Genomic DNA, 13,095 nt, shown 5'->3' on the forward strand with positions numbered 1-13,095 from the left:
GCGAGGGTGGAAAGCCGGGTGGAATCACGTGGCGCCTTGTCTCCACCCGTGGGTGGAGACAAGGCGCCACGGTCATGAACGTCGGCCCGGTTGAAAGCCCGCCGGCCGCCGGCGGCGCCGGCACCGGCACCGGCTTCAGCACCGGCACCGGCCCCGCGCAGCGGTCACGCGTCGATACGGGAGCGGTCCAGCGTCGCCGCCGAGCTGGAGATGAACTCCTTGCGGGGCGCCACGTCGTTGCCCATGAGCAGGTCGAACACCTGCTCAGCCGCTTCCAGATCGGTGAGGTTGATCCGGCGGAGGGTGCGGCGACGCGGGTCCATGGTCGTCTCGGCCAGCTGGTCGGCGTCCATCTCGCCGAGACCCTTGTAGCGCTGGATGGAGTCCTTGTACCGGATGCCCTTGCTCTGGAACTCCATCAGCTTGTCGCGCAGCTCGCGGTCCGAGTACGTGTAGACGTACTTGTCCTGCCCCTTCTTGGGCTGGACCAGTTCGATGCGGTGCAGCGGCGGCACCGCGGCGAACACCCGGCCCGCCTCGACCATGGGCCGCATGTAGCGGTGGAACAGGGTCAGCAGCAGGGTGCGGATGTGGGAGCCGTCGACGTCGGCGTCGGTCATCATGATGATCTTGCCGTAGCGGGCGGCGTCGAGATCGAAGGTCCGCCCGGATCCGGCTCCTATGACCTGGATGATCGCGCCGCACTCGGCGTTCTTCAGCATGTCGGTCACGGAGGACTTCTGGACGTTGAGGATCTTGCCGCGGATCGGCAGCAGCGCCTGGAACTCGGAGTTCCGCGCGAGCTTGGCCGTGCCGAGCGCGGAGTCGCCCTCGACGATGAACAGCTCGCTGCGCTCGACGTCGTCGCTGCGGCAGTCGGCGAGCTTGGCCGGCAGCGAGGAGGACTCCAGGGCCGTCTTGCGGCGCTGGGCGTCCTTGTGCTGGCGCGCCGCGATACGCGTGCGTGCGGCGGCGACGGCCTTCTCCAGGACGACCCGGGCCTGGGCGGCGGCGTCACGCTTCGTGGACGTCAGGAACGCCTTCAGTTCCTTGGTGATCACGTTGTTCACGATGCGCCGGGCCGCCGAGGTGCCGAGGACCTCCTTGGTCTGGCCCTCGAACTGCGGCTCGGCCAGCCGGACGGTCACGACGGCGGTGAGGCCCTCCAGGGCGTCGTCCTTGACGATGTCGTCCTCGGCGACGCGCAGCAGCTTCTTGGCGCGCAGCACCTCGTTCATCGTCTTGGTGACGGCCTGCTCGAAGCCGGCGACGTGGGTGCCGCCCTTGGGGGTGGCGATGATGTTGACGAAGGACCGGAGCGTCGTGTCGTAGCCGGTGCCCCAGCGCAGCGCCACGTCCACGCCGAGCTCGCGGGTGACCTCGGTGGGCGTCATCTGGCCGTGCTCGTCCAGGACCGGCACGGTCTCCTTGAAGGTGCCCTGGCCGGTGAGGCGGAGCACGTCGCAGATCGGCTTGTCGCTCGCGAGGTACTCGCAGAACTCGCTGATGCCGCCGTCGAAGCGGAACGACTCCTCGCCCTTGCTGCCGCCCTCGCCCAGGCCGTACTCGTCGCGGACGACGATGGTCAGGCCGGGCACCAGGAAGGCGGTCTGGCGGGCGCGCTGGTGCAGCGTGTCCAGGGAGAGCTTGGCGTCCTTGAGGAAGATCTGGCGGTCGGCCCAGTAGCGCACGCGCGTGCCGGTGCGGGTCTTGGGGATCTTCTTGGTCTTGCGCATACCCCCCTTGGCCTCGAACTTCGCGTCCGCGCCATCGCCCGCGAAGGCACCGGGGACACCTCGGCGGAAGCTGATCGCGTGGGTGTGCCCCGCGCGGTCCACCTCGACGTCCAGCCGCGCGGACAGGGCGTTCACCACGGAGGCGCCGACGCCGTGCAGACCGCCGGAGGCCGCGTACGAGCCACCGCCGAACTTGCCGCCCGCGTGCAGCTTGGTCATGACGACCTCGACGCCGGACAGGCCGGTCTTCGGCTCGACGTCGACGGGGATGCCGCGGCCGTTGTCGCGGACCTCGACCGAGCCGTCGTCGTGCAGGATCACCTCGATGTGATCGCAGTAGCCGCCGAGGGCCTCGTCCACGGAGTTGTCGATGATCTCCCAGAGGCAGTGCATCAGGCCACGGCTGTCGGTGGACCCGATGTACATGCCCGGACGCTTGCGCACGGCTTCGAGCCCCTCGAGGACGAGCAGGTGCCGCGCGGTGTAGTTGGAACCGTCCCGCTCTGCTCCTGCCAGCAGCGCTGTGGACGACACGGACGTCTCGGCGGTCACGCGGTTCGCTCCTCGCTGAATTTCAGATGGGGCCCTGGTGGGTAAGGCTCCGGCTTCAGTCACCGCTCAGAGGGTACCGAGGCCTGGTAGAGCCGTTGTAACGCCACCCTCGTGCTCTGTTCAGACTAGTGCAGAGTCGCATGCCTGTTCGATCCCTCGTTGGGGTGAAGTGCACATCACGTTCCCTTGGAGGCATGAACCATTTAGGCTCCGGGCACGTCCTCTTGAACAAACCGGCACTCCCGCCGGGAGGGCGAAACCATGACCGACAGAGCGAAACCGTAGGACACGACAGACACGCAATACGGCACATTCGCCGCCAACCCGGCAGCAGACAGCCGCCTCGGAAAGATTTTTTCGAGGAAAAGCCGCGAGCGGGAACGTTTTGGGGCTGGTTGGATGTTGACCCTGGTACGACAGCTCGTCGAGCTAGAGAAGAGGCGACGTGACTACTGTTCTGACTTCCGCAAGCCCGCTGACGGCCGCAGACCGGTGCGACCGCTGCGGCGCCCAGGCCTACCTGCGCGTCGTCCTGCTGAGCGGCGGAGAACTGCTCTTCTGCGCCCACCACGGTCGCAAGTTCGAGCCGGAACTCAAGAAGATCGCCGCTGAGATACAGGACGAGACGGAGCGGCTGACCTCCGTTCCGAACACCGCCTCCAACGAAGAGCGCTGACCTTCGACCCACGACGAGCCAGCTCCGGCACAGGCCGGCGTACGGGCGGTCGTCCCCACAAGGGGCGACCGCCCGTCCTCGTCACAGTGGTACGGCAGGGTCCGGACGCGATGCCCCGGACGGGCGCAGACCTGCGGCACCCTCGGTGGCTCGGTCCCGGCCCGGGCGCTCCGTCAGGAGCTGTGCGGCACCTCTGCGGGCGTCGCAGCGGCGCTGAGCGTCCGTACGACCTCGGACACGCGCGTGTAGACGCCCGGGCTCCCGGAGCGTCCACAGCCGCTCCCCCACGACACCAGGCCGATCAGCCGGCCCCCGGCGACCAGCGGCCCCCCGCTGTCGCCCTGGCAGGCGTCCCTGCCCCCTGACTGCTCCCCCGCGCAGACCATGCTCTCGGCGACGTAGGTGCCATCGCCGCCGCCCGGATAGGCGCGCTCACAGAGCGCGTCCGACAGGACGTGCACGGGCGCGGCCCGCAGGCTGGCGGCGTAGTCCCCGGCCCCGGTGAGGTCACCCCACCCGTAGACCATCGCGCGCGTCCCGGGCGTGTACCCCGGATCGCCGTCGGCGGCCATGGGAAGGGCGGATCCGCCGGGGAGCGGCTGCGACAGCGTGAGGACGGCGAAGTCGCCGGCGTTGCTGCCCGCGTCGTAGTCCGGGTTCACCCAGGTGCCGCGGACCGGGATCTCCTTGCCCTGGTCCGACAGCAGATTCGTACGCCCGGCGATGACCTTGAAGTCCCGCAGGCTGCCCGGGGGCCCGCCGAGGACGTCCTCGCCGAGGCAGTGGGCGGCCGTGAGGACCGTGGAGCGGCCGATCGCCACCCCTCCGCAGAACTGTCCGGCTCGCGTACCCCCGAACCGGTCACGGCTCGACAGCGCCACCGTCCAGGGGCTCTGGGCGATGTCCACGGGAAAGCCCCCGACCACCACACTGTCGGCGGACGCGGGGGCGGCGGCTGTCAGCGGTATGGCCCCTGCCGCGGCCGCCAGTACCAGCGGCCGGATCAAGGCGCGGGCAATGGAACGACGCATGCATGCTCCTCACTCCGAGGTCGTCATGGAACACCCAGAGTGATCCAGCCCCGGGCGGCCCGCACCCGCTGGCCATGCGAAAGGCCCGGCTCCCGCAGGGGAGCCGGGCCTTCGGCGTCGTACGACCGCGACCTAGTCGAGGTAGTCGCGCAGCACCTGGGAACGGGACGGGTGGCGCAGCTTCGACATGGTCTTCGACTCGATCTGGCGGATGCGCTCACGCGTCACGCCGTACACCTTGCCGATCTCGTCGAGGGTCTTCGGCTGACCGTCGGTGAGACCGAACCGCATGGAGACGACGCCCGCCTCGCGCTCGGACAGGGTGTCCAGCACGGAGTGCAGCTGCTCCTGCAGCAGCGTGAAGCTGACGGCGTCGGCGGGGACGACGGCCTCGGAGTCCTCGATGAGGTCACCGAACTCGCTGTCGCCGTCCTCGCCCAGCGGGGTGTGCAGCGAGATGGGCTCGCGGCCGTACTTCTGGACCTCGATGACCTTCTCCGGGGTCATGTCGAGTTCCTTGGCCAGCTCCTCCGGGGTGGGCTCGCGGCCCAGGTCCTGGAGCATCTGGCGCTGCACACGGGCGAGCTTGTTGATGACCTCGACCATGTGCACCGGGATACGGATGGTGCGGGCCTGGTCGGCCATGGCGCGGGTGATCGCCTGACGGATCCACCAGGTGGCGTACGTGGAGAACTTGTAGCCCTTGGTGTAGTCGAACTTCTCGACCGCGCGGATCAGACCGAGGTTGCCCTCCTGGATCAGGTCCAGGAAGAGCATGCCGCGGCCGGTGTAGCGCTTGGCCAGGGAGACCACCAGACGGAGGTTGGCCTCCAGCAGGTGGTTCTTGGCGCGGCGGCCGTCCTCGGCGATGATCTCCAGCTCGCGCTTGAGCTTCGGGGCGAGCTTGTCCGAGTTGGCCAGCTTGTCCTCGGCGAACAGACCCGCCTCGATGCGCTTGGCCAGCTCGACCTCCTGCTCGGCGTTGAGCAGGGGGACCTTGCCGATCTGCTTGAGGTAGTCCTTGACCGGGTCGGCGGTGGCGCCGGCCGCGGCGACCTGCTGCGCGGGCGCGTCGTCCTCGTCCTCGTCGGACAGTACGAACCCGGCGCTCTCGGCACCCTCGGGCTCGTCGCCGACCTTGGTCTCCTCGAGGACTTCCTCTTCGAGGAGCTCGACGTCGTCCTTCTTGGCGGCCGTCTTCTTCGCCGCCGTCTTCTTGGCGGGCGCGGCCTTCTTGGCCGCCGCCTTCTTCGCGGGGGCGGCCTTCTTGGCCGCCGCCTTCTTGGCGGGCGCGGACTCCTCGGCAGGGTCGGCCGCGGGATCGGCCGGCGCCGCCGGGGCAGCCGCGGTCGTGGCGGTGGCCTTGCGGGTGGTCACCGTCTTCGCCGCGACCGTCCTGCTGGCGGTGCGCTTGGCCGGACTCTTCGCTGCGACGCTCTTTCGGGTGCGCTTGGGTTCTGCGGCACTGACCATCAGCGTCACACCCTCTTCCTCGAGGATCTGGTTGAGGCTGCGCAGTACGTTCTTCCACTGAGTGGCCGGGATCTGGTCAGCTTCGAAGGCCCGACGCACATCGTCGCCGGCGATCTGCCCCTCAGCCTTTCCCCGCTCGATGAGCGCCATGACAGAGACGGACTCGGCAATCTCCGGCGGGAGCGTACGGGATGTGCTGGCCGACACGAACAACCTCTCGGAACGTTGGAAAACGGCTTCCGGCCCCGTCCACTGAGGACAGGAACCGACCACCGGCTTGGGGATGGGCCGACGGCGCGGGCGGGCGCCGGGAAGATGCACAGCGCCATGAACGGCGTCCGTATTCCCTCCGCGGCTGTCACCTCTTAGGTCATCGCGTTGTTTCCACGAGCGTTACGCCCAATCTTCGTGGCCCGAGTCACACCCCGTAAGCGCTCAAAAGCGGTCAGACACGGGCACACACGGTCACCTGTACCCGTGGACGGGGCGCCGAATCCCCGTACGGAGCAGTTCCCGGCCCTTCCCTCGACGCGAAGCCGGGGCCGAAGTCGGGGCCGAAGTGGCGGGGCGGATCCTCGCGAAGCCGGGCTGGCGCCCCGGCGCGAAGCCGGGACGGATGCCCGGCACATCGGGACACGGCGGGCATGGCTGCCGCGACACGGAGTCGACACGGACGTGGAGAGTGCGCGGCCGACCCCAGTCGAGGGCCGCCTCTGATGGCCGCAGAGGCGCCTCGCACCGCCGGACCCGCGGTCCCGGGGATATCCCTGGGGTCCCGGGTCCCGAGGGGGCTACCGGCCGGGGGATGCCACAGGAGGGGGGCGGCGCCCCCCGGCCGGGCCGTCCGCGGGCCGGGTCAGTGCTCGCGCGGTGCGGGCACCACGCGCTCCACCTCGGGGTGGACGGTGAGCAGTTGCCGCATGGCCGTCTCGGCCGCCCCGCCGTCCGCCGCGGCGAGGGCGTCCACGATCCTGCCGTGCAGCGCCAGAGACGCCTCGTTCGGCCGGTCGCAGCCGGTGACCGGGCCGCCGGACACCTGCAGCGCCGCGGAGACGATCCCGGAGAGGTGTTCGAGCATGCGGTTGCCGGCGATCTGGATGAGCAGACTGTGGAACTCGGCATCCGCGCGTGAGAACGTCAGCGCGTCCCCCTGCGCCAGCGCGTGCCCCATGATCTCCACCATGTCGGCCAGGCGCTGCTGGACGTCCTCGCGCCCGTGCCCGGCCGCCAGGCGCGCGGCCAGCGGCTCGATCGTCCAGCGCAGCTCGCTCAGCTCCCGCCGCTGGTCGTCGCGCTGCGGCCCGAAGGCACGCCACTCGATGATGTCCGGGTCGAGCAGATTCCAGTCGCTGACGGGACGCACGCGCGTGCCGACGTTCGGGCGGGCGCTGACCAGTCCCTTGGCCTCCAGGACGCGGAGCGACTCGCGGACGACGGTGCGGGACACTTCGAAGCGCTGGCCGATCTCCTCGGGCACCAGCGGGCGGTCGGCACCCAGGTCACCAGAGACGATCATCTGTCCCAGCTGCTGGACGAGTTGGCCGTGCAGCCCGCGTCCGCGGCTGCCCGCGGCCCGCCGGCCCACCCGGCCCAGCTCGGGGTCCGCTCCTTCCCACGCGGGTACGCCGACGCGGTCGGCGGGCGCCTCGGCGTAGGGGTAGCGGTCGAGTTCGCCCGGGCCGGCCAGGCCGGAGTCTGCGGAGCGGGCGGCGGTCATCATGGTGTGCGCAAGGGTACTCACGGATTCCTTTCTCGGCGCTGTCCCCAACTCCCTTGAGGGCTTTGGTGAAAAGCACACGAAAGGGTGATCGCTCACCGCGTCGCAATTGACGCCTTATCGGAAAGAAATGGGCTTCCCCCGAGGGAGTTGCGCACACCCCGCGCACGGACGCGCACACATGGTCGTCATCGCACCCGGCTGCGCAGGTTGGTGAGCAGATATGCGCAGAGCAGAGCCGTGAGGGACAACGTCAGCGCGCCTCCGACAGGTTGGACGATCATGCGCACGGCCGCGAGCAAATAGCGCTCTCCGCCGAAGGGCCACTGCATCAGGAACACCTCGCGCAGCCGCGCGGACAGCCCGGCCACCGCTCGCACTGACGCGCCCGCGACGGCCTGGTGTACGAGCGGTACGACCACGACCGGAACGGCGACCACGGCCGCCAGCCCGGCCGTCGTGGACCGGAACACACCGGCGGCCAGCACCCCCGCCCACGCACACCCCACGACGAGCCCGGTCCAACTAGCCGTCAGCACAAGCCAGTCCCCGGGAACTTTGGTCAGCTCCCGTCCGTAGAACAGGTACAGCACCTCGGCATCGCAGCCCACCGTGAGGAAGGCCAGCATCAGCGCCGTGGCCGCAGAGACGAGGAGCTTGGCCGTGAGCAGCCCCAGCCGGCGGGGCACGGTGCCGCGGTCCGCCGCCAGAGCGGGGTGGCGGAACTCGTCGCCGAAGGCGAGCGCGCCCAGCAACCCGGCACCGAGCGCCGCCGGCGGCAACGGCAGCTCCCGCGGCCACGCGGCGAGCAATCGCTGCTGCGGAGTGTGCCCGAGGCGAGCCAGCAGTACGGCGGTGAGAGCGGAGGTGATCAGTACGACGGCGCAGGTGACGAAACCTGTACTGATCCCCGCGGCGCGCCTCAGCTCGTAGCGCAGCGGACGCAGGGGGCTGGGGGCGGGGCGGACGGAGATGGGGGGCGGGAGGGAGGGGAGGGGGGCCCGAACCCCCGGGTCACCGTGGCGGTCACGGTTCCCGTTTTCCCCTTCGTCGCCGGCGTCGGGTCCGCCATCGCCGTTCCGATCGTCGGGAGCGTCTCGCCCGTCGCGTCCGTCGTGGCCGCTGCGGTCGTCGTGACCGTCGTGCGGGCTCGGCCCGTCCGGCACATCGGACTCGTCGTGGCTCTCGGGCTGGCCGGCGGGGTGGGGCTGCGTTTCGGTGACCGGGGCCAGCTCTCGCTCGTCCATGACTGTCACTGCCGTGACATATGCGGCCCGGGGTGCTTCGGTCAACTGCTGGGGTTCGTGAGACGCCTGCGAAGGAACTTCACCCAGAATCGCCTCGCCGACCTCATCCCAGGGCTTCTCCCCCGCGCCCGGCCCCATGTCGCCGATCTCGTCGGCGAGTTGGTGGACGAGGATGCCGTGCCGGAAGGCGATCTCCCCGACCTCGGCGCAGGTGCTGCCGTACACGGAGAGCCGGTTGCCCGCCTCGGGGACGACCTCGACCGAGCGCCGGGTGGTGCGGGCCTCTTTGGCGAGCAGGGCCGCGAAGCGCGGGGCGTGGGGACTGCGGACGGCCACACGGGGCCGCAGCCGGGTGCGGGCGAACACCGAGGCGTCCTGGTCGGCCACGACCTTGCCCTGTTCCAGGGTGACGACCCGGTCGGCGGTGCGTGCGGCTTCCTTGGGGTCGGTGGTGGTGAGCAGGACCGTGCCGCCCTGGGCGGTGTGCGCCCGGAGCATGCCGTGCAGCCAGCGGCTCTCCCGTGCGGAGAGTCCGTCGGTGGGGTCGTCGAGAATGAGGGTGTGCGGGTCGGCGAGCAGAAGGCAGGCCAGGCCGAGGCGGCGGTCCATGCCGCGGGAGAGGGTGCCGAGGCGTTCGTCCCGCAGGCTGACGATGCCGACGGCTTCGAGGACTTCGTCGGCCCGGCGCACCGGCACGCCCGCCGCGGCGCACAGCATGCGCAGGTGGCCGCGGACCGTGCGGGAGGGGTGCCCGGGTACGTCGCCCAGCAGCACGCCGACCTCGCGGGAGGGATGGGCGATGCGGTGCAGGGGCCGACCCCTGAAGTAGGTGATGCCGCGGCCCTGTTGGAGCTCGAGCATCAGTCTCAGCACCGTGGTCTTGCCCGCGCCGGCTGTCCCCAGCAGCGTGGTGACGCGGCCCGCGTGGGCTTCGAAGGACACGTCGTCGACGGCGGGAGGAAGGTCCTTGCGCGGATTGCTGGTCAGTCCGAAGGCCTGGATCACCCGCAGCAAGATAGCGCGCCATTTCGGATTTTTCGGGCATCATGGGGCGAGTTCGGACAGCTCTCACCACCACTCGGCGCCCGCCGAATGGCCGTGGAGGGATCCACCCGGGGGGTCGGGCGGGGCCGGTCAGACCTCGGGGCGCAGCATCGGCGGGTTGAGCAGCGTGGCACCGCCGGCACGGAAGAGCTGGGCCGGACGGCCGCCCTGCCGGGTGGTGGTACCGCCGGTGGGCACGAGGAAGCCGGGGGTGCCCGTCACCTTGCGGTGGAAGTTGCGCGGGTCCAGCGCCACGCCCCATACCGCCTCGTAGACCCGGCGCAGCTCGCCGACGGTGAACTCGGGCGGGCAGAACGCCGTGGCCAGGGACGAGTACTCGATCTTCGAGCGGGCCCGTTCGACGCCGTCCGCGAGGATCTGGGCGTGGTCGAAGGCGAGGGGGGCCACCGTCTCGCCGTCCCGGCCGTATCCGCCCTGCTGCAGCAGTTCCTCCACCGGGGCCCAGCGCGCGTTGCTGGCGTCGCCGCCCGCCCGGGGCGCCGGCAGGTCGGGCGCGAGCGCGAGGTGCGCGACGCTGACGACGCGCATCCGCGGGTCGCGCTTGGGGTCGCCGTAGGTGGCGAGCTGTTCGAGGTGGGCACCGTTGTCCTGGGCCGGGACCGAGGGGTCGTGGACGCGCAGGCCCGTCTCCTCGGCCAGTTCCCGTGCGGCGGCCTGCGACAGGTCCTCGTCGGCCCGTACGAAACCGCCGGGGAGCGCCCAGCGTCCCTGGAACGGCGCCTCGCCCCTGCGTACCGCCAGCGCGCACAGCGAATGGCGGCGCACGGTCAGCACGACCAGGTCCACGGTGACAGCGAAGGGCGGAAAGGCTGACGGGTCGTAGGGCATGCCGCGATCATAGTCGTCTGCCTGACGATAAACACGCCCTCCGTCGGCCGCTTCCCTGGCTGATCCACTTCGCTGAGCCGTGCGGTGCACCGTGCGTCGGTCTCCCTTCCGTCCCGAGTCCCTGCGGGCGCGGGTTCTGTCACGTATGCCAAGGTCAGGGTGTCAGAGCGGGGAGGCAGGCAGTACCCCCTGGCGGCCGTCGGCGACGCCTGCGGCCGGAGGTCCAGCAGCGGCCCGGCGGATTCCGGATCACGCTCCGACGCGCGCGCCCTGCTCACACAACAGGGTGATCACGAGCGCAGCTGCAGCCCGTCGGCCGCCTCCTCGACCATGGCGAGGCCGAGGCGGCTCACTCGTACGGAGAAGGGTGCGCCGGCGACTCTGAGCCCCCGCAGTACGAGCTCGCCCAGCGGCGCGCTGGACATCGGGCGGAGGGTCACCGTGCCGGCCGCGGCGTCGGGCCGGATGCCGGCGAGCGTGGTCAGCAGGAACACCCCGGCGGCAGCAGCCGTCGCGGCCGGGCGGCAGGCGGCCGGGTGCGGGATCGGAAGCCGCCCTTCGGCGCGCTGTTCGCCGCCGTACATCTCGGGCAACCGGTGCCCGAAGGCCTCCGACGCCGCGAGCGTGCCGCGCAGCAGGGAGGACGCCTCCTTCTCGTAACCGGCTGCGGTCAGTCCGGCGACGGCCACCGCCGTCTCGTGGACCCGCACGGCGCCACTGCGGTGGCCGAACGGGTTGTGGCCGGCCTCCTTCGCGGACAGTGCGCGCAGGCCCCAGCCCGAGTCGAGTGCGGGGCTGCCGAGCAGGCGGGCGAGCTGTTCGGTACGGACGCGGTCCAGGAGTCCGGGCGCCTGCTCTCCCCCGCCGAGCAGGCCGGTGTCGAGGAGGTGGGCCGCGCCCGCCCCCAGGTGCGTCAGGAGACGTCCGTCGGGTGCGCGGGCGGCCGCCGGACGTCCGCCGCTCGGATCGTCCGCCCAGAACTCGTCCCGGAACGCGCCGCGCAGCTCCGCCGCCCACTGCCGCAGTTCGTGCGCGCCGGGTCTGCCGTGGGCGTCGAGCAGGTCGGCACCCAGCAGCGCGGCACGGTGGGCGTGAGCCTGCGTCTCGCAGCGGGCCGGTCCTCCCGGCTGGGGATCACGCAGGTAGACGCCGTCGCCGACCGCGGCTCGCAGCCAGGCCAGGCAGCGTTCGGCTGCCGGCAGCAGCTCCCGCGTGTGCTGGTCCGGCAACCCCCAGCGGCGGGCCTCCGCCAGGACGACAGGGAAGAGCAGCGTGGCTTCGGTGGCCGTGCAGCTCGGTGGGAGATGGGGACCCGCGTCCCGCAGCGGGCCCGGGATCATCCCGTACCGCGGTCCCGGTGCGGTGATCTGGGTACGGGCGAGGACGCGCAGGGTGCCCGCGGCGAGCCGGGTCCCCAGCGGCAGGGCCAACCGCGCCGCGGCGAGCGCGTCGGCCGGGGCGAGACCGCAGCGCCAGGGAACGCCGGCCGCGAGGTAGGTGTCGCCCGGGTGCTCCGGATCGCGCAGCAACAGCGCCTGAAGATCGTCGACGCTGGTGCGCAGGAGCGCCTGCACCCGTGCGTCGTCGCCGTCGGCGTCGGCTGGCGCGAACGGACTGGCCGCGGTCCGCCCCGCGGCTCGGACCGGTCCGGCGCCGTCCGGCCGGACCCGTAGTTCCACCGTCGTGGTGGCGCCGGGGTGGAGTTCGAGGTCCCACCGCAGGAGCCCGGCCGAGGCGAGCGCGTCGGAGGGCGGTGGTTCGGCCGTGACGGAGCACGTGCCGGAGGGTGAGGTCCAGCGCAGGCCGGAATCCCGGACGGTGGCGGGCAGTTCGGGACCGGCGTCGCCGGAGGCGATGGCCGCGAGATCCGCCAGATCCGTGCCGAGGGCCACCTCGAGAGGCAACCGCAGCGGACGCGGGGCGGTGCTGTGCAGGGTGATCCGTTCGGTGCCGTCCGCGCGGCGGGTCCGTTCCACGACGATGTCGGGGTCGGGGCCGCTGTGCGGGGAGGCGCGCAGGGTCGCCACGAAGCGGGCACTGTCGGCGGAGGTCATCTGGGCCTGCACGGTGAGCGGCTCCCGGCCGGCGACGCGGATCCGGCAGCGGGACAGGAGCCGTCGGCCGGCGCGGTAGATGCCGTCCAGCCCTCGGCCGGTGAGCTGGGCGTCCTGGGAGATCGCCAGACCGGGAAGGGCCACGCAGATCAGGCTGGTGTGAGCGGCCGGGAGATCGGTCGGCCGCCGGGGACCGGCCGGGGGCCGGGCGGGTGGCGACCCGCCGACCGACCACCGCGCTCCGGCGCCGGGGGTCGCGTCGGACTGGCGAGAGGAGGGTGGCGCTGTGGGGTCTGTGGCGGAGCTGGTTGTGCCGGGGTCGGTGGCGAGTCGGGTGAGGATTCGGCCGGCCGCGGGCGGGGTGGTCGGCTCGCCCTTGGGCCGGGTGAGCGACGGGCTCTCGGGCCGGGTGAGGGGCGGGCTCTCGGGTGCGGGGGCGGTCGTCGGGTCAGCTGGGCCGCCGGGTGCCCTGAGCGGTGGGGCCGCGGGCTTGGGCGGCGATGACGAGGTGGGCTGCTGCATGCGGTGGCTCTTCTGCGCGCGGTGCGCCTCGGGCGTGGTCGGCGCCGGACGGAGGGCTGCGGCGGGACGGGCTCGGTGCGGTCGCGCACCTGGCCCTGCCTTTCCGCCACTCAGGTGAACGGAGCGGGGATCGCCGGGGTCACGCCCGCAACGGGGTGGCGCCGGCGCGTGGCGGAGGTGATCCGTCGTATCCG

At 71.6% G+C, this 13,095-nt stretch carries 8 protein-coding genes; 1 reads left to right on the forward strand and 7 read right to left on the reverse strand.

Translation table 11 applies throughout. The features are described from left to right. Positions 1-164 precede the first annotated feature (164 nt). Positions 165-2,288: a DNA topoisomerase IV subunit B gene (locus ACF1AL_RS17115; RefSeq protein WP_366836551.1), complete on the reverse strand. Its 2,124-nt coding sequence runs from the start codon at positions 2,286-2,288 to the stop codon at positions 165-167. Between the two features lie 445 nt (positions 2,289-2,733). Between ACF1AL_RS17115 and ACF1AL_RS17120 the strand changes: the two genes are divergently transcribed. Continuing rightward, the gene (locus tag ACF1AL_RS17120) at positions 2,734-2,964 is read left to right on the forward strand and encodes a hypothetical protein (protein WP_366836550.1); all 231 of its coding nucleotides are present in this window, start codon (positions 2,734-2,736) and stop codon (positions 2,962-2,964) included. A 173-nt stretch (positions 2,965-3,137) separates the two neighbouring features. Here ACF1AL_RS17120 and ACF1AL_RS17125 read toward each other — a convergent pair whose 3' ends face one another. The 6 genes from ACF1AL_RS17125 to ACF1AL_RS17150 form a co-directional block, all read right to left on the reverse strand. Continuing rightward, positions 3,138-3,995, reverse strand: coding sequence for a S1 family peptidase (locus tag ACF1AL_RS17125; RefSeq protein ID WP_391821384.1), 858 nt, complete (start codon positions 3,993-3,995; stop codon positions 3,138-3,140). Positions 3,996-4,127: 132 nt separating this feature from the next. Next, positions 4,128-5,675, reverse strand: a complete 1,548-nt coding sequence (locus tag ACF1AL_RS17130; protein WP_366836548.1) for an RNA polymerase sigma factor — start codon at positions 5,673-5,675, stop codon at positions 4,128-4,130. A 649-nt stretch (positions 5,676-6,324) separates the two neighbouring features. Continuing rightward, a complete protein-coding gene (locus ACF1AL_RS17135) occupies positions 6,325-7,209 on the reverse strand; it encodes a FadR/GntR family transcriptional regulator (RefSeq protein WP_391700882.1) in 885 nt (294 codons plus the stop codon). A 164-nt stretch (positions 7,210-7,373) separates the two neighbouring features. Then, on the reverse strand, positions 7,374-9,437 hold the full coding sequence (locus tag ACF1AL_RS17140; protein WP_391826357.1) for an ATP-binding cassette domain-containing protein: 2,064 nt from the start codon (positions 9,435-9,437) through the stop codon (positions 7,374-7,376). 129 nt (positions 9,438-9,566) lie between these two features. Further along, positions 9,567-10,325, reverse strand: a complete 759-nt coding sequence (locus ACF1AL_RS17145; protein ID WP_366836545.1) for an NUDIX hydrolase — start codon at positions 10,323-10,325, stop codon at positions 9,567-9,569. Positions 10,326-10,615: 290 nt separating this feature from the next. Continuing rightward, complete coding sequence (locus ACF1AL_RS17150) at positions 10,616-12,523, reverse strand: glycogen debranching N-terminal domain-containing protein (protein WP_391826359.1); 1,908 nt, start codon at positions 12,521-12,523, stop codon at positions 10,616-10,618. Positions 12,524-13,095: the final 572 nt, after the last annotated feature.

Origin of the sequence: Streptomyces sp. NPDC014801 (assembly GCF_043082085.1) — a bacterium.
GTDB lineage: Bacteria > Actinomycetota > Actinomycetes > Streptomycetales > Streptomycetaceae > Streptomyces.

Bases quoted from the DNA above. Each gene is read 5' to 3' on its own strand.
- ACF1AL_RS17125 (WP_391821384.1), bottom strand. From the start codon at position 3,995: ATGCGTCGTTCCATTGCCCGCGCCTTGATCCGGCCGCTGGTACTGGCG.
- ACF1AL_RS17145 (WP_366836545.1), bottom strand. From the start codon at position 10,325: ATGCCCTACGACCCGTCAGCCTTTCCGCCCTTCGCTGTCACCGTGGAC.